Annotated in this window: 14 protein-coding genes and 2 pseudogenes; 8 read left to right on the forward strand and 8 right to left on the reverse strand. The window is 73.5% G+C overall.

What is annotated here, in order from left to right; genetic code table 11:
* Together ACIP84_RS38480 and ACIP84_RS38485 are read left to right on the forward strand one after the other, a co-directional pair.
* Positions 1-286: pseudogene (locus ACIP84_RS38480) on the forward strand (ABC transporter ATP-binding protein); the annotation flags it as partial.
* On the forward strand, positions 286-2,211 hold the full coding sequence (locus ACIP84_RS38485) for an ABC transporter ATP-binding protein (protein WP_401805034.1): 1,926 nt from the start codon (positions 286-288) through the stop codon (positions 2,209-2,211). The pseudogene ACIP84_RS38480 and the gene ACIP84_RS38485, both read left to right, overlap by 1 nt.
* 196 nt (positions 2,212-2,407) lie before the next feature.
* Here the strand turns inward: ACIP84_RS38485 and ACIP84_RS38490 are convergent, their stop codons facing one another.
* From ACIP84_RS38490 to ACIP84_RS38510, 5 genes are all read right to left on the reverse strand, one after another.
* Positions 2,408-3,517, reverse strand: coding sequence for an RNA polymerase sigma factor (locus ACIP84_RS38490; RefSeq protein WP_401805037.1), 1,110 nt, complete (start codon positions 3,515-3,517; stop codon positions 2,408-2,410).
* 48 nt (positions 3,518-3,565) lie between these two features.
* Positions 3,566-5,458, reverse strand: a complete 1,893-nt coding sequence (dnaG, locus tag ACIP84_RS38495; RefSeq protein WP_355969731.1) for a DNA primase — start codon at positions 5,456-5,458, stop codon at positions 3,566-3,568.
* 66 nt (positions 5,459-5,524) lie between these two features.
* Positions 5,525-6,784, reverse strand: coding sequence for an FAD-dependent oxidoreductase (locus ACIP84_RS38500; protein ID WP_355969733.1), 1,260 nt, complete (start codon positions 6,782-6,784; stop codon positions 5,525-5,527).
* A gap of 143 nt (positions 6,785-6,927) precedes the next feature.
* Complete coding sequence (locus ACIP84_RS38505) at positions 6,928-8,292, reverse strand: deoxyguanosinetriphosphate triphosphohydrolase (RefSeq protein ID WP_355969736.1); 1,365 nt, start codon at positions 8,290-8,292, stop codon at positions 6,928-6,930.
* A 35-nt stretch (positions 8,293-8,327) separates the two neighbouring features.
* The gene (locus ACIP84_RS38510) at positions 8,328-9,293 is read right to left on the reverse strand and encodes a sirohydrochlorin chelatase (RefSeq protein ID WP_401805041.1); all 966 of its coding nucleotides are present in this window, start codon (positions 9,291-9,293) and stop codon (positions 8,328-8,330) included.
* A gap of 167 nt (positions 9,294-9,460) precedes the next feature.
* Here ACIP84_RS38510 and ACIP84_RS38515 point away from each other — a divergent pair, with 167 nt between their 5' ends.
* The 6 genes from ACIP84_RS38515 to ACIP84_RS38540 all read left to right on the forward strand — a co-directional run bounded on the left by ACIP84_RS38515 (position 9,461) and on the right by ACIP84_RS38540 (position 17,230).
* Positions 9,461-10,183 carry an aquaporin gene (locus ACIP84_RS38515; RefSeq protein ID WP_401805043.1) on the forward strand — a complete coding sequence of 241 codons (723 nt, stop codon included), beginning with the start codon at positions 9,461-9,463 and terminating at the stop codon, positions 10,181-10,183.
* Positions 10,184-10,222: 39 nt separating this feature from the next.
* On the forward strand, positions 10,223-10,909 hold the full coding sequence (locus tag ACIP84_RS38520; RefSeq protein WP_401805046.1) for a vancomycin high temperature exclusion protein: 687 nt from the start codon (positions 10,223-10,225) through the stop codon (positions 10,907-10,909).
* A gap of 75 nt (positions 10,910-10,984) precedes the next feature.
* Positions 10,985-13,183, forward strand: a complete 2,199-nt coding sequence (locus ACIP84_RS38525; RefSeq protein ID WP_401805049.1) for a molybdopterin oxidoreductase family protein — start codon at positions 10,985-10,987, stop codon at positions 13,181-13,183.
* Between the two features lie 117 nt (positions 13,184-13,300).
* Positions 13,301-15,352 carry an MMPL family transporter gene (locus ACIP84_RS38530; protein ID WP_401805052.1) on the forward strand — a complete coding sequence of 684 codons (2,052 nt, stop codon included), beginning with the start codon at positions 13,301-13,303 and terminating at the stop codon, positions 15,350-15,352.
* 65 nt (positions 15,353-15,417) lie between these two features.
* Positions 15,418-16,560 (forward strand): sensor histidine kinase, encoded by a 1,143-nt coding sequence (locus ACIP84_RS38535; protein WP_401805054.1) that lies wholly within the window; start codon positions 15,418-15,420, stop codon positions 16,558-16,560.
* 13 nt (positions 16,561-16,573) lie between these two features.
* On the forward strand, positions 16,574-17,230 hold the full coding sequence (locus ACIP84_RS38540; protein ID WP_355969750.1) for a response regulator transcription factor: 657 nt from the start codon (positions 16,574-16,576) through the stop codon (positions 17,228-17,230).
* A gap of 59 nt (positions 17,231-17,289) precedes the next feature.
* Here the strand turns inward: ACIP84_RS38540 and cutA are convergent, their stop codons facing one another.
* From cutA to ACIP84_RS38555, 3 genes and pseudogenes are all read right to left on the reverse strand, one after another.
* Positions 17,290-18,009 (reverse strand): divalent cation tolerance protein CutA, encoded by a 720-nt coding sequence (gene cutA, locus ACIP84_RS38545; protein WP_355969752.1) that lies wholly within the window; start codon positions 18,007-18,009, stop codon positions 17,290-17,292.
* Positions 18,006-19,913 (reverse strand): ABC transporter ATP-binding protein, encoded by a 1,908-nt coding sequence (locus tag ACIP84_RS38550; protein ID WP_401805057.1) that lies wholly within the window; start codon positions 19,911-19,913, stop codon positions 18,006-18,008. The genes cutA and ACIP84_RS38550 overlap by 4 nt, the downstream gene beginning before the upstream one ends.
* Positions 19,910-20,195: pseudogene (locus ACIP84_RS38555) on the reverse strand (ABC transporter ATP-binding protein); the annotation flags it as partial. The pseudogene ACIP84_RS38555 and the gene ACIP84_RS38550, both read right to left, overlap by 4 nt.

Raw genomic sequence — 20,195 nt, forward strand, 5'->3', positions numbered from 1 at the left:
GCGGACGCTCGTGCAGCGGCCGGAGATCTACCTCTTCGACGACTCGTTCTCCGCGCTCGACTACGAGACGGACGCCCTGCTCCGGGCCGCGCTCGCCCGGGAGACGGCCGACTCGACCGTCGTCATCGTCGCCCAGCGGGTCTCCACCATCCGGGACGCCGACCGGATCGTCGTCCTCGACGAGGGCCGGGTCGTCGGCACCGGACGGCACCAGGAGCTGATGGCGGACAACGAGACGTACCGGGAGATCGTGCTCTCCCAGCTCACCGAGGCGGAGGCAGCCTGATGGCCGGTCCTGGCGGACGCATGATGGCCGGTGGCGGCCCCGACCAGCGGTCGATGGACTTCAAGGGCTCGGGCAGGCGGCTGCTCAGGCAGCTGGCGCCCGAGCGCGGTGCGCTCTGGGTGATGCTGATCGCCGGTGTGCTGTCGGTGGCGGCCTCCGTGGTCGGCCCGAAGATCCTCGGCAAGGCGACCGACCTCGTCTTCGCGGGTGTCGTCGGGCGGCAGATCGAGGGCGGCACGAAGGCGGAGGCGATCGAGCGGCTGCGCGCCTCGGGCGACTCCGGCATGGCGGACATGCTGAGCGGGGTCGACTTCACGCCGGGTCAGGGGATCGACTTCTCCGCCGTCGGCGAGGTCCTCCTCGTGGTCCTCGGCGTGTACGTGGCGGCGGGCCTGCTGATGCTGGTCTCCACCCGGATGTCGATCAAGGTGATCAACCGGACGGTCTACCGGATGCGGGAGGACGTCCAGACGAAGCTGGCGCGGCTCCCCCTGTCGTACTTCGACAAGGCCAAGCGCGGCGAGGTGCTGTCGCGGGCGACCAACGACATCGACAACATCTCGCAGACCCTCCAGCAGTCGATGGGCCAGCTGATCAACTCGCTGCTCACGATCGTCGGCGTGCTCGCGATGATGTTCTGGATCTCGCCGCTGCTCGCGCTCGTGGCGCTGATCACGGTGCCGGTCTCGGTCTTCGTCGCGGCGAAGATCGGCAAGCGCTCGCAACCGCACTTCGTGCAGCAGTGGAAGACCACGGGCGCGCTCAACGCGCACGTGGAGGAGATGTACAGCGGGCACGCCCTGGTGAAGGTCTTCGGGCGGCAGGCGGAGTCCGCGGAGGACTTCCGCGAGCAGAACGAGGCGCTGTACGAGGCCGGGTTCAGGGCGCAGTTCAACAGCGGTGTGATGCAGCCGGTGATGTTCTTCGTCTCGAACATCAACTACGTCCTGGTGGCCGTGGTCGGCGGTCTGCGGGTGGCGAGCGGCACGCTCTCCATCGGCGACGTGCAGGCCTTCATCCAGTACTCGCGCCAGTTCTCGATGCCGCTGACGCAGGTCGCGTCGATGGCGAACCTGGTGCAGTCGGGCGTGGCCTCCGCCGAGCGGATCTTCGAGCTGCTCGACGCGGAGGAGCAGGAGCCGGACGCGCCGACCGGTTCGCAGCCCGCGGATCTCAAGGGGAAGGTCGCCCTGGAGGGCGTCTCCTTCCGCTACGAGGCCGACAAGCCGCTCATCGAGGACCTGTCGCTCACGGTGGAGCCGGGCCAGACGGTCGCGATCGTCGGCCCGACCGGCGCCGGCAAGACGACCCTGGTGAACCTGCTCATGCGGTTCTACGAGGTCACGGGCGGCCGCATCACCCTCGACGGGGTGGACATCGCCGCGATGTCCCGGGAGCAGCTGCGGGCCGGGATCGGCATGGTCCTCCAGGACACCTGGCTGTTCGGCGGGACCATCGCCGACAACATCGCGTACGGCGCCACGCGCGCGGTGACCCGGGCGGAGATCGAGGAGGCGGCGCGGGCCGCGCACGCCGACCGGTTCGTCCGCACGCTGCCCGAGGGGTACGACACGGTCATCGACGACGACGGGGCGGGGGTCAGCGCGGGCGAGAAGCAGCTGATCACCATCGCGCGGGCGTTCCTGTCCGACCCGGTGATCCTCGTCCTCGACGAGGCCACCAGCTCGGTCGACACCCGGACCGAGGTCCTGATCCAGAAGGCGATGGCGCGACTGGCCCACGGACGCACGTCGTTCGTGATCGCGCACCGGCTCTCCACGATCAGGGACGCGGACGTGATCCTGGTGATGGAGAACGGCGCCATCGTCGAACAGGGCACGCACGAGGAGCTGTTGTCGTCCGGCGGGGCGTACGCCCGGTTGTACGCGGCGCAGTTCGCGCAGGCGGTCGCCGAGGTCGACTGACGGGGCGGTGACCCGTGCCGCATGGTGTGCGGCACGGGTCACGACTCCCGGGGTTCCTGGGTGCCGCCGGTCGCACTGCGGGCCGGCGCCGGACGCGTGCGGGCGCCGCCGGTCCCCCCGGGCGCTCTGCTGCTGCTCCCGCGGGCGGACGGCCCCGGCCCCTCACCCTCCGCGAGACGGCGGGGTGGGCGGCCGATCAGTCGAGGTAGCCCCGCAGTTGGTCCGCGTAGGCGTGGTCCCGGAGTTTGTTGAGGGTCTTGGACTCGATCTGGCGGATGCGTTCGCGGGTCACGCCGAAGATCCGGCCGATCTCCTCCAGGGTGCGGGGCCTGCCGTCGTCGAGGCCGTAGCGGAGCTGGACGACCTTCCGTTCGCGCTCGCCGAGGGTGGAGAGCACGTCCTCCAGGTGGCGGCGGAGCAGCAGGAAGGCGGCGGACTCGACGGGTGAGGCGGCGTCGCCGTCCTCGATGAGGTCGCCGAGGGCGACGTCGTCCTCCTCTCCGACGGGGGCGTGCAGGGAGACGGGTTCCTGGGCGAGGCGGAGCACCTCGCCGACCCGCTCGGGGGCCACGTCCAGCTGGGCGGCGACCTCCTCGGCGGTGGGTTCGTAGCCGCGTTCCTGGAGCATGCGGCGCTGGACGCGGATGACTCGGTTGATCAGTTCGACGACGTGCACGGGGACGCGGATGGTCCGGGCCTGGTCGGCGAGGGCCCGGGACATCGCCTGGCGGATCCACCAGGTGGCGTACGTGGAGAACTTGTAGCCGCGCGCGTAGTCGAACTTCTCGACGGCCCTGATGAGGCCGAGGTTGCCCTCCTGGACGAGGTCCAGCATGGTCAGGCCGCGGCCCACGTACCGTTTGGCGACGGAGACGACGAGGCGGAGGTTGGCCTCGATGAGCTTGCGTTTGGCGATCCTGCCGAGGACGACGAGCCGGTCCAGGTCGCTCGCCAACCGGGAGTCCAGGTCCGGGGTGTTGGCGAGTTTCTCCTCCGCGAACAGACCCGCCTCGACGCGGCGGGCGAGGTCGACCTCCTCCTCGGCGGTGAGCAGCGGGATGCGGCCGATCTCGCGGAGGTACTGGCGGAAGAGGTCGGAGGAGGGCCCGTTGCCGCCGGGGTCGGGGCGGCGTCGTTGGGGTGGTGTCTCCGGCTGCTCGTCCGGTGCGGCGGCGGGCGGTTCCTGGGACACGATCCGGGTCTGCACGGCGGGCGACCTCCAGGGGGGTGATCGCTGCCGGTCCGGGGGCGTAGGGCAGCGGGACGACACCGTCACCCAGTGTGGGGTACGACACAGTGAGCCCACGAGGGGCGTGCGGTGACTTTTTGAGACCGGGGCGTGACTGACCGTGCGTCAGAGGGCGGCGGCGCCGTTGTTCCGCAGGGACTGGCCGTACTGGGTGAGGACCCACAGCTCGTTCTGGACGGCGGCGAGCCGCTCGGGGTCGCCCTGCGGGCCGAGGCGGGCCAGGGTGCCCTGGACCTCGCGGATGCGGCGGTCGACGGCGCGGAGCCGGACCGTGACGAGCTGGTCGCCGGCGTAGGCCTCGTCGACGGTCTTGGCGAAGATCGTCTCGACGGCGAGTTCGGTGACGAGGGCGCGCACGGTGTCGTTGGGCGCGGCCTCGCGGACGGTGTCGAGGTAGTCGGAGGGGGCTCCGGTGGCGCCTCCGGCGTCCTGGACGCACTGGCGGACGGCCGCGTAGGGCGGGGCGGTGAACTCGTCGGCGCCGTAGGCGTCGAAGGCCGGGGAGACGAGCTCGGGGCGCTGGAGGGCGAGCTTGAGGAGTTCGCGCTCGGTGCGGTGGGCGGGGCTGCGCAGGTTGAGCGCGGGGCCGGAGGAGGCGGCGGCCGGGGCGGCGGTGTCGTAGCCGCGCTGCGGGTTCTGCTGCTGTGCGGGTCCCTTGCCGCCGCGGTCGCGGGCCCAGCGGGCGAGCTGGGCGACCCGCTTGACGACGAACTGGGTGTCGAGGATGCCGAGCATGCCGGCGAGCTGGACGGCGACCTCGTGCTGGGCGCCGATGTTCTTGATCCGGGCGACGACGGGCGCGGCCTCGTCGAGGGCGGCGGCGCGGCCGGCCGGGGTCTCCAGGTCGTACCGCTTCACGATCTGGCGGAGGGCGAACTCGAAGAGCGGGGTGCGGGGCTGGACGAGGTCGGCGACGGCCTCGTCGCCCTTCGCGAGCCGCAGGTCGCAGGGGTCCATGCCGTCGGGGGCGATGGCGATGTAGGTCTCGGCGGCGAACTTCTGGTCGTCCTCGAAGGCGCGCAGAGCTGCCTTCTGGCCGGCGGCGTCGCCGTCGAAGGTGAAGATGACGCGGGCCGAGCCGTTGTCCATGAGGAGCCGGCGGAGGATCTTGATGTGGTCGCCGCCGAAGGCGGTGCCGCAGGTGGCGATGGCGGTGGTGACGCCGGCGAGGTGGCAGGCCATGACGTCGGTGTAGCCCTCGACGACGACGGCCCGGCTGACCTTGGCGATGTCCTTCTTGGCCAGGTCGATGCCGTAGAGCACCTGGGACTTCTTGTAGATCGGGGTCTCGGGCGTGTTGAGGTACTTGGGGCCGTTGTCGTCGTCGCGGAGCTTGCGCGCGCCGAAGCCGACGATCTCGCCGCCGACGTCCTTGATCGGCCACATGAGGCGGCCGCGGAAGCGGTCGATGGGGCCGCGGCGGCCGTCCTGGGAGAGCCCGGAGAGGATCAGCTCCTTGTCGGAGAAGCCCTTGCCGCGCAGGTAGCGGGTGAGGTGGTCCCAGCCGGCCGGGGAGTAGCCGACGCCGAAGTGGGCGGCGGCGGCCTGGTCGAAGCCGCGCTCGGCGAGGAACTTGCGGCCGATCTCGGCCTCGGGCGAGTCGAGTCGGTCGACGTAGAACTGGGCGGCGACCTTGTGCGCCTCGACCAGGCGGATGCGCTCCCCGCGCTGGTGGCCGGGGTTGTAGCCGCCCTCCTCGTACCGCAGGGTGATGCCCGCCTTGGCGGCGAGGCGCTCGACCGTCTCCGAGAAGGAGAGGTGGTCGATCTTCATCACGAAGGCGATGGTGTCGCCGCCCTCCTGGCAGCCGAAGCAGTGGAAGAGTCCCTTGCTGGGGCTGACCTGGAAGGAGGGCGACTTCTCGTCGTGGAAGGGGCAGAGACCCTTGAGGTTTCCGCCGCCCGCGTTGCGGAGCTGGAGGTACTCGGACACGACGGCGTCGATCGGGACCGCGTCCCGGACCGCCTTCACGTCGTCATCGTTGATCCTGCCTGCCACGCATGAAGTGTACGGGGGTCCGGGGGGCGCCCCCGGGAGACGTGGGGCTCGGGTGGCTCATCCCGATCAGATCAGGCTCTCCAGGGGTACGGAGGGGTCGGCGAGGGCGTCGGGGTCCACGGCCGTACGGGAGCGGATGAGCTGCTGGACGGGGTCTGTGACGTCCCACACGTTCACGTTCATCCCGGCGAGGACCCGGCCCTCCTTGAGCCAGAAGGCGATGAACTCGCGCTTGCCCGTGTCGCCGCGGACCACGACCTGGTCGTACGTGCCGGGGGGCGCCCAGCCGGAGTACTCCATGCCCAGGTCGTACTGGTCGGAGAAGAAGTAGGGGACGCGGTCGTAGGAGACGCGCTGCCCGAGCATGGCGCGGGCGGCGGCCGGGCCGCCGTTGAGGGCGTTGGCCCAGTGCTCGACGCGGAGCCGGGTGTGGAGCAGCGGGTGGTGGGCGGCGGCCACGTCGCCGGCGGCGTAGACGTCGGGGTCGGAGGTGCGCAGCGCCTCGTCGACGGCGATGCCGCCGCCGTCGGCGCGGTCGACGAGGGCGAGCCCGGAGTTCTCGGCGAGGGCGGTGCGGGGGGCGGCGCCGATCGCGGCGAGCACGGCGTGCGCCGGGTGCTCCTCGCCGTCGTCGGTGCGGACGGCGAGGACCATGCCGTCCTGGCCGACGATCTCGGTGAGCCGGGCGCCGAAGTGGAAGCGGACGCCGTGGTCGGTGTGCAGGTCGGCGAAGAGCTGGCCGAGCTCGGGTCCGAGGACCCGGTGCAGCGGGGTGGGGTCGGACTCGACGACGGTGACCTCGGCGCCGTAGCCGCGGGCTGCGGCGGCGACCTCCAGGCCGATCCAGCCGGCGCCGGCGATCACCAGGTGGCCGTTGTCGCGGCCGAGGGAGCCGAGGACCTGGCGGAGCCGGTCGGCGTGGGCGAGCCGGCGCAGATGGTGGACGCCGGCGAGCTCGGTGCCGGGGACGTCGAGGCGGCGGGGCTCGGCGCCGGTGGCGAGGAGCAGCTTGTCGTAGCGGATGACGGTGCCGTCGCCGAGGCGCACGGTGTGGGCCTCGCGGTCGACGGCGGTGACGGACTGCCCGAGGTGCAGCTCGATGTCGTGGCCCGCGTACCAGGCGGCCTCGTGGACGAAGGCGCTGTCGCGTTCCTTCGCGCCGGTCAGGTACCCCTTGGACAGGGGTGGGCGCTCGTAGGGGTGGTCGCGTTCGTCGCCGATGAGGATCACCCGGCCGTTGAACCCCTCGGCACGCAGGGTCTCCGCCGCTTTGGCCCCTGCCAGGCCCCCGCCGACGATGACAAAGGTCTGATCTGCGTCGACCACGTCGTTTCCTCCTCTTTGCGACCGCTTCCAACCTACGCCCCCGGGCGTTCGTCGGGCCGTACCGCCTCGGGCCGTGCATGCGAGCGTCCCGCACGGAGGGTGGTGACGGAAGAGGGCGGGCTCCTGGGGGGCCTGGCGGGGGCTCAGCCGTGGTGCGGACGGAGACGCGTGTGCAGGGCGCGGGCGGAGGCGTCGGTGAGGGAGGCGATCTGGTCGACGATGACGCGCTTGCGGGCCCGGTCGTCGCGCGCCTGGTCGAACAGCGACCGGAACTGGGGTTCGAGTCCGTCGGGGGCGCGGGCGACGAGGGCCTCGGCGAGTTCGGCGACGACGATGCGCTGGTCGGCCCGGAGGGCCTCCTGCTGGGGGCGCTGCATCACATACCGGTCGGCGACGGCCTTGAGGACGGCGCACTCGTTACGGGCCTCCCGCGGGACGACGAGTTCGGCCCCGTAGCGGGTGAGGCGGCCCGAGCCGTACGCCTGGCGGGTGGCGCCCTCGGCGGCGAGCGCGAACCGGCCGATGAGCTGGCTGGTGGCGTCCTTGAGGCGGGCCTGGGCGACGGCCGAGCCGTCGTAGCCGTGCGGCCACCACTCCTGGTCGACGAGCCGGTCGAGGGCGTCGGCGAGTTCCTGCGGGTCGGTGTCCTCGGGGACGTAGCGGCCGATGGCGACGGCGGCGATGTCGGCGCGCTCGGGCTCGGCGAGGAGGAGGTTGGGGTCGATGTGCCCGGCGTGCAGGCCGTCCTCGAAGTCGTGGACCGAGTAGGCCACGTCGTCGGACCAGTCCATGACCTGGGCCTCGAAGCACTTGCGGTGGCCGGGGGCGCCCTGCCGGATCCACGCGAAGACCGGCAGGTCGTCCTCGTACACGCCGAACTTGGACGAGCCGGGGTCGTCGGGGTGGCCGCCGCGCGGCCACGGGTACTTGGTGGCGGCGTCGAGCGCGGCGCGGGTGAGGTTGAGCCCGACGCTGACGAGCTCGCCTTCGGCGTCCTTCACGAAGCGCTTGGGCTCGATCCGGGTGAGCAGGCGGAGCGACTGGGCGTTCCCCTCGAAGCCGCCGCAGTCCTTGGCGACGTCGTTGAGCGCCTGCTCGCCGTTGTGCCCGAAGGGCGGGTGGCCCATGTCGTGGGAGAGGCAGGCGGCCTCGACGAGGTCGGGGTCGCAGCCGAGGGCGGCGCCGAGCTCCCGGCCGACCTGGGCGCACTCCAGGGAGTGGGTGAGCCGGGTGCGGGGGCTGGCGTCCCAGGCGTGGCCCCGGGTGCCGGGGGTGACGACCTGGGTCTTGCCGGCGAGCCTGCGGAGCGCGGCGGAGTGCAGCACGCGGGCGCGGTCGCGTTGGAAGGCGGTGCGGCCGGGGCGTTTGTCGGGCTCGGCGGCCCAGCGATCGGTGGCGTCGGCGTCGTAGCCGGGGGTGTCGGTGGCGCCGGCGATGTCGACGGTGCCGGTGAGGTCCGGGCTGCCCTTGGTGTCTGCGCTGTCTGTGCCGTCTGTGATGCCTTCCATGCATCGAAGGTAACCGGAGGGACCGACAGAAGCGCTCAGACGGTGGCGAGTTCCCGCTCCCGGGTGGTCGCGCGGAGTGCCCCGTCGTAGCGGTGCAGGACCAGCCGGGCGAGGGCCGGGTGGGCGCCGAGCGGCGCGGAGGCGATCCAGGGGGCGTGTGCGGCGGCGCGGGTGGCGAAGAGGCCGGGGGCGGTGAAGCAGGAGGCGACGGCGACCCGGTGGCGGCCCCGGGCGGCGAGCGCCCGGACGGCCTCGGGCACGGTGGGCGCGGCGGCGGAGGCGTACGCGGGGACGACGGGGACGCCGCCGAGCCGCTCGCCGAGCAGGACGGCGATCCGGCGGAGCTCGGCGCCGGAGCGGGGGTCGCGGGATCCGGCGGAGGCGAGGACGACGCCGGCGGCCCCCGAGGCGCCGTCCTCGGGGGTCCAGCCGGCGTGCGCGAGCCGGTCGGCGAGGGCCTCGACGAGCAGCGGGTGCGCGCCGAGCGGCCCGGCCACGCGGGCGTGGAGTCCGGGCACGGCGGCGAGGGCGGCGGGGAGGTCGTGGGTGACGTGGTGCCCGGGGGCGAGGAGCAGGGGGACGAGGACGGCGTCGCGGCCCTCGGCGGCGAGCTCCGCGAGGGTGGCGTCGAGGAGCGGGGTGTTCAGCTCGATGTGCGCGAGGCGTACGTCGAGGCCGGGGCGCAGTTCCCCGACCCGTTCGAGGAGGCGGCCGAGGGTGGCGCGGGCGCGGGGGTCCCGGCTGCCGTGGCCGACGGCGACGAGGACGGGCGGGGCCGCTCCCGCGGGGACGGCGCGGAGTCGGCCGATTCCCGCGAGGGCGGGCTCGGTGGGGACGGGCGTGGCACGGCCTGGGGTGTTCATGGGCGGGGATACCTCCTGCTCGTCCTTCCGCGGCCGGCGGCCGTACGGACGCAGGTGGCCGAGCTGCTCGCCGAGCTGCCGGGTGATCCTGCCGAGCAGCTCGGCGGCGGTGGCGTACGTGCTGTCCGGCTCCGTCATGCACCGATCCTGCGGGGCGCAGGTTGCCTGCCCGTTGCACCGGGGTCACGACTGTTTTCCGCGACCTCACGCGCGTGCCCCGGCGGATGTCAGGCACGCCCGGCGCGGGTCCCCGCACCTCTCCTGCCCCCTTTCCCGATTCCGAATCACGGAATATCTTTTCCACCATGAGAATGTCCCCGCCCGCTCTCCCCCGGCGCGTCGCCGCCGAGTTCATCGGAACCGGCGCCCTCGTCGCCGTCATCGTCGGCTCCGGAATCCGCGCCGACACCCTGAGCCAGGACATCGGCGTCCGCCTGCTCGCCAACGCCGCCGCGTCCGCCATCGGCCTCGGGCTGCTGATCGCGCTCATCGGGCCGCTCTCCGGCGCCCACTTCAACCCCGTCGTCACCCTCTCCGAGTGGTGGGCCCGACGCGGTACGGGCGGCCCGCGCGAGGTCCTCGCCTACATCGCCGCCCAGCTCGCCGGGGCCGTGACGGGCGCACTGCTCGCCGAGGCGATGTTCGGGCGGGTGCCCGGCGCCTGGGCCACCGAGTCGCGCTCCGATCTCCACCTGCTGCTCGGCGAGGCCGTCGCCACCGCCGGGCTCGTCCTCGTCGTCCGGGGTCTGCGCCACATCGGCCGCCCCGGGCTCGCCCCGGTCGCGGTCGCCGGCTACATCGGCGCGGCGATCTGGTTCACCTCCTCCGGGTCCTTCGCCAATCCGGCCGCCACCGTCGGCCGCGCGTTCTCCGACTCCTTCACCGGGATCGCGCCCGGTTCGGTGCCCGCCTTCGCCGCCGCCCAGCTGCTCGGCATGCTGCTCGGGATGGCCCTGGCCGGTGTGTTGTACGGAACACGTGACGCCGCCGCCGAACCGAATCCCGCCGAAGCGCGTCGGACGGGGTGACAGAGCGACACCGAGACCACCCGCCACGGAGGTTCCCGCATGCCGGCACGGCTCACCCGGTTGATCCCGCGCACGACACGGGCCCGCCGCCGTACCGTGCAGGCCGTGATGCTGGGCGCCGTCCTCGCGCTCACCCCGGTCACCTGGATGCACACCGCCGCCGCCGGGAAGCTCCGTACCACCGCCGACGTGCCCGCCCGGGACGTCGCCGTCGTCTTCGGCGCCGGACTGTGGAAGGGGCGCCCCACCCCGTACCTCGCGCACCGGCTCGACACGGCCGCCGAGCTCTACCGGACGGGGAAGGTCCGGGTCCTGCTCGTCACCGGCGACAACAGCAGGACCGCGTACGACGAACCCAGCGCCATGCGCGCGTACCTCACCGCGCGCGGGGTGCCGGACGGCCGGATCGTCAGCGACTACGCGGGCTTCGACACCTGGGACTCCTGTGTCCGGGCCCGGAAGGTCTTCGGCGTCGACCGGGCCGTGCTCGTCACCCAGGACTTCCACATCAAGCGGGCCGTCGCGCTGTGCGGGCGGGCCGGCGTCGACGCGTACGGCGTCGGGGTCCCCGAACCCCACGACCGCACCTGGTACTACGGCACCACCCGGGAGGTCTTCGCCGCCGGCAAGGCCTCCCTCGACGCCGCGCTCCGGCCCGACCCGCACTTCCTCGGCCCGGAGGAGAACGGCGTCACCGAGGCGCTGGCCTCACCTCGGAAGCCGTAGCGGGCGGAGAGCATGGCACCGCGCCCGTAATCAGCGGTGCCGCCCCGCGTAACACGCCTGACCCACGCTGGCCGCATGTCCGAGGCCACCGCCGTACCCACCCACTGCCCCTACTGCGCCCTTCAGTGCGGCATGTCGCTCCGCCCCACCGGCGCCCCGGAGCTGCCCGCCGAGGTGGTCGACCGGACCGACTTCCCCGTCAACCGGGGCGCGCTGTGCGGCAAGGGCCGCACCGCCCCCGCCGTGCTCTCCTCCCGGGTCCGGCTCACCGGGCCCCTGGTCCGACGCCCTGACACCGGGGCCCTGGCGCCCGCGTCCTGGGAGGAGGCCCTCGCCGCCGTCGCCGACGGGCTGCGCCGGACCCGCGCCGACCACGGTCCCGATGCCGTGGGGGTCTTCGGCGGCGGCGGTCTCACCAACGAGAAGGCGTACACGCTGGGGAAGTTCGCCCGGCTGGTGCTCGGCACCTCGCAGATCGACTACAACGGGCGCTTCTGCATGTCGTCGGCGGCCGCCGCGCACGGCAGGGCCTTCGGGCTCGACCGGGGGCTTCCCTTCCCCCTGGAGGACATCCCGAGGACCGGCTGCGTGATCCTCGTCGGCTCCAACCTGGCCGAGACCATGCCGCCCGCCCTCCGCTACCTCACCGAGCTGAAGGAGAACGGCGGAAAGCTGATCGTCGTCGATCCGCGCCGCACCCGCACCGCCGAGCAGGCCGACCTCCACCTCGCGCCCCGCCCCGGCACCGACCTCGCGCTCGCCCTCGGCATGCTCCACCTCGTGGTGGCCGAGGGGCGCGTCGACGAGGAGTTCGTGGCGACGCGCACCTCCGGCTGGGAGGCCGCGCGCGCCGGGGCCATGTCCCACTGGCCCGAGCAGGTCGAGCGCATCACGGGCGTGCCGCTGCCGCTGCTCCGGGAGGCCGTCGCGCTGTTCGGCGGCGCCACCACCGGCATGGTCCTCACCGCCCGCGGCCCCGAGCAGCAGTCCAAGGGCACCGACACCGTCGGCGCCTGGATCAACCTCTGCCTGGCCACCGGGAAGGCGGGCCGGCCCCTCAGCGGCTACGGCTGCCTCACCGGCCAGGGCAACGGCCAGGGCGGCCGCGAGCACGGCCAGAAGGCCGACCAGCTCCCCGGCTACCGCAGGCTCGACGACCCGGCCGCACGCGCGCACGTGGCCGGGGTCTGGGGCGTGCCCCCCGAGTCGCTGCCGGGGCCGGGACGCAGTGCGTACGAGCTCCTCGACGCGCTCGGCGGCGATGTGAAGGCCCTGCTCCTCATGGGCTCCAACCCGGTCGTCTCCGCGCCCCGCGCCGCCCACGTCGAGGGCCGGCTGCGCTCGCTCGACTTCCTCGCCGTCGCCGACGTGGTGCTCTCCGAGACCGCCGCGCTCGCCGATGTCGTGCTGCCCGTCACCCAGTGGGCGGAGGAGACCGGCACCATGACCAACCTGGAGGGGCGGGTGCTGCTCCGCCGGCGCGCCCTCACCCCGCCCGCGGGGGTACGGAGCGACCTGGAGGTGCTGCACGCGCTCGCCGGGCTCCTGGGCTGGGAGAAGGGATTCCCCGCCGAACCCGAGGAGGTCTTCGACGAACTGCGCCGGGCCTCGGCCGGCGGCCCGGCCGACTACTCGGGCATCAGCTACGGCCGGATCGAGGAGGAGCAGGGCGTGTTCTGGCCCTGCCCCGAGACCGGCGTGGGCGAGTCCGACCACGCGGGCACCCCGAGGCTCTTCCTCGACCGGTTCGCGACACCCGACGGGCGCGCCCGGTTCGTGCCGGTGGTGCACCGGGCCGCGGCCGAGGAGACGGACGCCGAGTACCCCGTCGTCCTCACCACCGGCCGGGTCGTGTCCCAGTACCAGTCGGGCGCGCAGACCCGGCGGGTCGACGAGCTGAACGCGGCGGCCCCCGGCCCGTTCGTGGAGCTCCATCCCCGGGTCGCCGAACGGCTCGGGGTGGCCGAGGGCGAGCGCGTCGCGGTGGTCTCGCGACGCGGCCGGGCCGTGGCACCGGCCCGGATCACCACGGCCATCCGGCCGGACACCGTCTTCATGCCGTTCCACTGGGCGGGCGAGGGCCGGGCCAACACCCTGGTGAACCCGGCGCTCGACCCGGTCTCCCGGATGCCCGAGTTCAAGGTGTGCGCGGTCCGTCTGGAACGCGCCGGGAACGACGCCCAGGACCTCTCGCCCGGAGGCGCGCCGCCGGCCCCGCGGGCCGGGCACGGCGCTCCGGACGCGGTGTACACGCCCGTACTCCCGCGGGAGTAGTCGCCGCGGGACACCGCCCCCGGGGGTACCCCCGACTCGGCCGTCAGCGCGACGAAACGCCCTCCGCCCGGCGGGACTCTGGGATCGACCCGAAGAGGACCGATGAAGGGGGGCCCGATGGAGGGCCGAAAGAGGATCGTCGGCTGGGGGGTGCTGGCCCTGTGGGTGATCGTGCTCGCCCTCGCCGCACCGCTCGCCGGAAGGCTCGGCGACGTACAGCGCGACCGCGCCGTCGACTACCTGCCCGCGAGCGCCGACTCGACCCGGGTCGCGACCGTCATGGAGCAGATGCCGGGCGGCGGCTCCACCGACCTCGTGCTCGTCTACCACCGTGACGGCGGACTGACCGCCGCCGACAGGGCCACCGCAGCCCGGGAGGTGCGGCAGGTCGCCGCCGAGCATCCGCTCGGCTCACCGCCGCGGGCCGTCCCCTCGGAGGACGGCACCACCCTCCTGTACGCCGTGTCGAGCGCGGAGCCCGGCACGGACGAGGTGGCCAGGGACGCCTTCGTCCACGATGTCCGCGCGACCGTGAGCGGCGAGGTCGGCGGCCCCGGCGCACTCGCCACGGACGCGGGCGAGGTCTACGGCTCCCTCGACGGCCCGCTCCTCTACACGACGGTCGCCGTCGTCGCGATCCTCCTCATCGTCATCTACCGCAGCGCGTTCCTCTGGCTCGTCCCGCTCGCCGTCGCCGGCGTCGCCGACTTCCTCTCGATGGCCGTCACCTACGCCCTGCACCAGGGCTTCGACATCAGCGTCTCCGGCCAGAGCACGGGCGTCATGACGATCCTCGTCTTCGGCGCGGGCACCGACTACGCGCTGCTCCTCGTCTCCCGCTACCGCGAGGAACTGCGCCGCGTCCCCCGCCCGTACGACGCCATGGCCGCCGCGCTGCGCGGCTGCGGCCCCGCCGTCCTCGCGTCCTCCGGGACCGTCGCCCTCGGCATGCTCTGCCTGCTCGCCGCCGACATGAACAGCAGCCGGGGCATGGGGCCCACGGCCGCCGTGGGTGTCCTGTGCGCGCTCATCGCGATGATGACGCTGCTCCCGGCCCTGCTCGTCGTCCTCGGGCGCCGGGTGTTCTGGCCCCTGATCCCGGCGTACGGAAGCGAGCCGAAGGCCGCGCGCCGTTCGCTCTTCGCCGCCATGGGCTCCTCCGCCGGACGGCGCCCGCTCGCCGTCCTCCTCGCCGGAGCCGCCGCCCTGGCCGCTCTGGCGCTCGGTGCGCTGAACCTGCCCGGAGCCCTCAAGCAGGAGGACACCTTCAGCTCCACCCCCGAGGCGGTCGCCGCGATGAAGACGCTGGCCGCCGCGTACCCGGAGACGGGAACCCAGCCCGTCACCGTGGTCGCCCCGACGGGCCGGGCCCCCGAGGCGCTGCGGACCGCGCTGGCGACCGACGGCGTCGCGAAGGCCGAACGCGGCCGCAGCGGCGACGGCTGGACGGAGATCTCCGTCATCGCCGCACATCCGCCGCAGTCCGCGGCCGAGACGGCGACCATCGAGGTGCTGCGGACCGCGCTCGGCGACGGGGTGTACGTCGGCGGGCCCAGTGCGGAACAGCTCGACATGGCCGGCACCAGCGCCCGCGACCGGAACATCGTGGTCCCGCTCGTCCTCGTCGTCGTCCTGATCGTGCTGATCGTGCTGCTGCGCAGCCTCGTCGCGCCGCTGATCCTGATCGCCGCCGTGGTCGCCGTCTGGGGCGCGTCCCTCGGTGTCGGCGGTCTCGTCTTCGAGGGCCTCTTCGGCTTCGGGGGCACCGACCCGGGGCTCGCCCTGCTCTCCTTCGTCTTCCTCGTGGCCCTCGGCGTCGACTACGGGATCTTCCTGATGCACCGGATGCGTGAGGAGTGCCTGAGCGGAGCGGAGCCGGGTGCCGCGGCCCTCACGGCCCTGCGGACGACCGGCGCGGTGATCGCCTCGGCGGGACTCGTCCTCGCCGCGACCTTTGCGGTGCTCGTCAACATGCCGATGGTGCAACTGGCGGAGCTGGGCTTCGTGATCGCGGTCGGTGTCCTGCTCGACACCTTCCTCGTCCGCACCTATCTCGTCACGAGCGCGAGCGTGCTGCTGGGCCGGAAGGTGTGGTGGCCGGGCCCGTTGGCCAGGAAGCCGGTACCGACGGCGCGTCCGGAGCCCGGGCGGGAGCCCGTACGGGTCTGATCACGAGCGGCCGAGGGGGCTCCACACACTGTCAGGAGCCCCTTCCCGCAGGGAGGATGGACACCATGGACTTCACAGCGGCCTTCACCGGCGACCCCCGGGCGGCGGCGGACCCGGTACGGCGCGACGCGGCGGCCGCCGCCGTCTTCGCGGTGCTCGCCGCGGTGCTCGCGCTCACCGTCGACGACGGCCGCCATCCGGACGCCCTCGGCTGGGCCCTGCTGCTCGCCGCGCACGTCCCGCTGGCCTGGCGGCGCCGGGCTCCCCTGCCGGTGCTGCTCGCCGTCGTGGCCGTCGTCGCCCCGTACCACGGGCTCGACTACATGCATCTGGCGCCGATTCCGGCCTCGATGACCGCGCTCTACACCGTCGCCTCCACCGGCCGGCCGATGCGCACGGTGATCGTGGGGCTCTCGGTCACCTCCGTCACCCTCACCATGCAGCTCTTCGTCAACCCGCACGAGGTGGTGGAACTGCTGCGGGTCTCCGGCTGGGTGATCGCGATGCTGGTGTTCGGCGCGAGCATCCGGCTCCACCGGCAGCTGGTGGCGGGCGTGGTGGAGCGGGCGGAGCACGAGGCCGAGCGGAAGGTGACCGAGGAGCGGCTGCGCATCGCCAGGGACCTGCACGACCTCCTCGCCCACTCGATCACCCTCATCGGGGTGCAGACGTCGGTCGCCGCGCATGTCCTGGTCGCCGACCCCGACCGGCTCGACCGGGAGGCGCTCGTCCAGGCGCTCGACGGCATCGCCGAGACCTGCCGGGGGGCCCGGGCCGAGGTGCGCACCACGCTGGACGTGCTGCGGGCCGCGCCGGAGGGCCCGCTGCCCGACCTGGCCTCGCTGCCCGATCTCGTACGGTCCTCGGGCGCGGCCCTTTCGGTGCGGACGGCGGCGGCGAGGATCCCGGCGGCCGTGGGCGCGGCGGCGTACCGGATCGTGCAGGAGTCCCTGACCAACGCCGTACGGCACGGCGGTCCGGGCGCGGACGTGCGGGTCGATGTCGGCCTCGAGAAGGAGGTGTTGACGGTGCGGGTGACCAACGGCGGCGCGGCTCCCCGGGGCACAGGGGGCGGAACGGGCGGCTCCGGCTACGGGATCCCGGGGATGCGGGAGCGGGCGAGGAGCGTGGGCGGCACACTGAGCGCGGGCCCGCGCGACGGCGGGGGCTTCGAGGTCGAGGCGGCGCTGCCGCTCTCGGTGAGATGAGTGAGGTGGCGGTGTGATCCGGGTGCTGCTCGCGGACGATCAGACGCTCGTCCGGGCGTCGTTCGCGATGCTGGTCGACTCGGCGCCGGACATGGAGGTCGTGGGCCAGGCGGCCAACGGCCGGGAGGCGGTCGAGCTGGCCCGTTCGTCGCGGGCCGACCTGGTGGTCATGGACGTCCGGATGCCCGAGCTCGACGGGATCGGCGCGACCCGGCTGATCGCCGCCGACGAGGACCTGGCCGGGGTCAAGGTGCTGGTCCTCACCACGTACGACACCGACGAGCACGTGATGGAGGCGCTGCGGGCGGGCGCGTCGGGCTTCGTCGTCAAGGACATCCTCCCGGCGGAACTCCTCGCCGCGATCCGTACGGTCGCGGCGGGCGAGGCCCTGCTGTCGCCGGGCCCGACGTCCCGGCTGATCGCCCGGGCGCTGGCCGCGCCGGAACCCCTGGCGACGGTCGGACCCGAGGGGCTCTCGGACCGGGAGCGCCAGGTGCTGACGCTGACGGGCCGGGGCCTGAACAACACCGAGATCGCTCAGACGCTGGGCCTGTCGCCCCTCACGGCGAAGACCCATGTCAGCCGGATCATGGGAAAGCTGTCCGCCCGGGACCGGGCCCAGCTGGTCATCATCGCCTACGAGTCGGGGCTGGTGAGCCCGGCCCGCTGAGCCCCTGGAGCCTCCCGTCCGCCGCACGGTCCGCTGATCCGGCCCGCTCGGCGCGCACCCTACGGCCGGTTGAACCAGTCGCCGCTCTCGATGACCTCGCCGAGCGGCGCGTCCGGCGCCGCCAGGAACACCCACGCGGACACCCGCGCGCCGTCCCGTGCCCGGACGACGTCCATCGCGACCCGCTCGTACCCGACGGGCAGCTCCAGGCGGTCGAGCAGCCCGAACAGCTCGCCGTAGGCGCCGGGCGCGGGCGTGAGCAGGGTGCCGACCACCCGGCCCCCGTCCGCCGGGACGACGTACGGATAGCCGGGCCCGTCGTACAGGACCGCGCCGTGCAGCACGGCGTCCGCCTCGGTGCCGATCCGGCCGGCGAGGAACCGGTCGTGGTTGTACGCGCCCGGGCGCAGCGTCCCGTACACGAAGAACGGCCGCTCGTCGTGGGCCGGGCCCTCGATCTCCAGGGCGGCGGAGGTCTCGCGCTCCACCCAGCGGGCGTACTCCTCGCTCACGCGGGTCACCCGGGTGGCGATGATCTCGGGCGTCTCGTAGTCGTGGGCGGCGAGGAGGTGGGCCTCCAGGGCCGGGTAGCGGGCCTCGGTGGTCTTGAACACCACCTCCCACTCCTCGGTGGTCTCGATCGCGCCCTGCCAGTGGTAGACGGACGTGACGGGCCCCGAGATCTGCGCGCAGGCGGCGAGCCGGGCCTCGACGGCGCCGCGCGCCAGGGCATCGGCCTTGGCGCGCGCGTCGGTGGTGGTGCGGACGGTGACGATCACGTCTCCACCGTACGGGCGAACTGGGCCGCGTGCAGCCGGGCGTACGCTCCCCCGGCGGCGAGGAGTTCCTCGTGGCTGCCCTGCTCGGCGATCGAGCCGCCGTCCATCACCAGGATGGTGTCCGCGTCCCGGATCGTGGAGAGCCGGTGGGCGACGACGAAGCTCGTGCGGCCCGCCCTGAGGGAGGCCATCGCCTCCTGGACGAGGAGTTCGGTCCGGGTGTCGACGGAGCTGGTGGCCTCGTCCAGGACGAGGATGACCGGGTCCGAGAGGAAGGCGCGGGCGAGGGTGACGAGCTGCTTCTCGCCGGCGCTGAGGCCGCCGCCGTCCTCGTCGAGGACGGTGTCGTACCCGGCGGGCAGGGTGCGGACGAACCGGTCGGCGTGCGCTGCTCTCGCCGCCTCGACGATCCGCTCCCGGGAGACCTCGCCGGGCACCCCGTACGCGATGTTGTCGGCGATGGTGCCGCCGAAGAGCCAGGTGTCCTGGAGGACCATGCCGATGCCGGAGCGCAGTTCCTCCCGGGTCATCGCCGCCGTGTCGACGCCGTCCAGGGTGATCCGGCCGCCGGTCACCTCGTGGAACCTGAGGAGCAGGTTGACCAGGGTCGTCTTGCCCGCCCCGGTGGGGCCGACGATGGCGACGGTCCGGCCCGGCTCCACGGTGAGGGACAGGTCCTCGATGAGCGGCTTGCCCGGCTCGTAGCGGAAGGCGACCTTCTCGAAGGAGACCCGGCCGCGGAGCGCCTCCGGCCTCTTCGGGTCGGCCGGGTCCGGGTCCTCCTCCTCGGCGTCGAGGAGGTCGAAGACCCGCTCGGCGGAGGCCACTCCGGACTGGAGCAGGTTGGCCATGGCGGCGACCTGGGTGATCGGGCCGTTGAAGTCGTACGAGTACTGGATGAAGGCCTGGACGTCGCCGACGGACAGCGTGCCGCTCGCCACCCGCAGTCCGCCCACCACGGCGATGACCACGTAGTTCAGATTGCCGACGAAGGTCAGCGCGGGCTGGATGAACCCGGACACGAACTGGGCCCGGAAGCTCGCCCGGTACAGCTCCTCGCCCAGCTCGTCGAAGCGCCGGACGGCCTCGGCGCGCCGGCCGAAGGCGACGACCTCGGTGTGGCCGGTGATCATCTCCTCGACGTGGCTGCCGAGCCGGCCGGTGACCGCCCACTGCTTCACGAACTGCGGCTGGGCGCGGCGGCCGACGAAGGCCGCGACAGCGACCGAGACGGGCACGGTGGCGAGGGCGACGAGGGCGAGCACCGGGGAGATCCAGAACATCATCGCGAGGACGCCGACCAGGCTGAGCAGGGCGCGGGTCATCTGGCTGAAGGCCTGCTGGAGGGTCTGGGTGATGTTGTCGATGTCGTTGGTGGTGCGGGAGAGGACCTCGCCGCGCGGCTGCCGGTCGAAGTAGCCGAGGGGCAGCTTCGCCAGCTTGTGCTGGGCCCGTTCGCGGAGCCGGTGGCCGGCCCGCTGGACCACGGTGGTGGCGATCCGCAGCTGGACCCAGGTGAGGAGGGACGAGCCGGCGACGACCAGGACGGAGAGGGCGAGGACCCGGCCGACGGCCGCGAAGTCGACCCCGGCCGGGCCGGTGGCGCCGGTGACGACGAGGTCGGTGGCGCGGCCGAGGAGGAGCGGGCCGAGGACGGAGAGGGCGACGGCCGTGGCGCCGGCGGCGAGGACGCCGACGAGCCGGGCCCGGTCGGGGGCGAGGGTGCGGAGCAGACGGAGGCCGGAGGCGCGGAAGGAGAGGGAGCGTTCGAGACCGGGCGCGGTGGGGAGGCCGGGGCCGCGCTGCGGGGAGGAGGGGCCGGAGCGGGCGGGGACGGCGCGGGGCCCTTCATCGGGTCCGGTGGGCGCGTCCTTCGTGGCGGGGCTCGCCGTGGCCGTACTCATGCGGCTTCCTCCTCGGTGAGCTGGGAGAGGACGATCTCCCGGTAGGTGGGGTTGTCCCGCATCAGGGACGTGTGGGTGCCGGTGCCGACGTTCCGCCCCCGGTCGAGGACGACGATCCGGTCGGCCTGCCGGATGGTGGAGACCCGCTGGGCGACGATGACGACGGTGGCGTCGGCCGTCTCCGCCCTCAGGGCGGCGCGGAGCCGGGCGTCGGTCCGGGGGTCGAGGGCGGAGAAGGAGTCGTCGAAGAGGTAGAGGCGGGGGCGGGCGACGAGGACCCGG

This window comes from Streptomyces sp. NPDC088707, assembly GCF_044752725.1.
Lineage (GTDB): Bacteria > Actinomycetota > Actinomycetes > Streptomycetales > Streptomycetaceae > Streptomyces.

Coding starts and splice junctions, on each gene's coding strand:
- ACIP84_RS38485 (WP_401805034.1), top strand. CDS start 286: ATGGCCGGTCCTGGCGGACGCATGATGGCCGGTGGCGGCCCCGACCAG.
- ACIP84_RS38530 (WP_401805052.1), top strand. CDS start 13,301: ATGGAGGGCCGAAAGAGGATCGTCGGCTGGGGGGTGCTGGCCCTGTGG.
- ACIP84_RS38515 (WP_401805043.1), top strand. CDS start 9,461: ATGAGAATGTCCCCGCCCGCTCTCCCCCGGCGCGTCGCCGCCGAGTTC.
- ACIP84_RS38520 (WP_401805046.1), top strand. CDS start 10,223: ATGCCGGCACGGCTCACCCGGTTGATCCCGCGCACGACACGGGCCCGC.
- ACIP84_RS38510 (WP_401805041.1), bottom strand. CDS start 9,293: ATGACGGAGCCGGACAGCACGTACGCCACCGCCGCCGAGCTGCTCGGC.
- ACIP84_RS38535 (WP_401805054.1), top strand. CDS start 15,418: ATGGACTTCACAGCGGCCTTCACCGGCGACCCCCGGGCGGCGGCGGAC.
- ACIP84_RS38505 (WP_355969736.1), bottom strand. CDS start 8,292: ATGGAAGGCATCACAGACGGCACAGACAGCGCAGACACCAAGGGCAGC.
- ACIP84_RS38550 (WP_401805057.1), bottom strand. CDS start 19,913: ATGAGTACGGCCACGGCGAGCCCCGCCACGAAGGACGCGCCCACCGGA.
- ACIP84_RS38525 (WP_401805049.1), top strand. CDS start 10,985: ATGTCCGAGGCCACCGCCGTACCCACCCACTGCCCCTACTGCGCCCTT.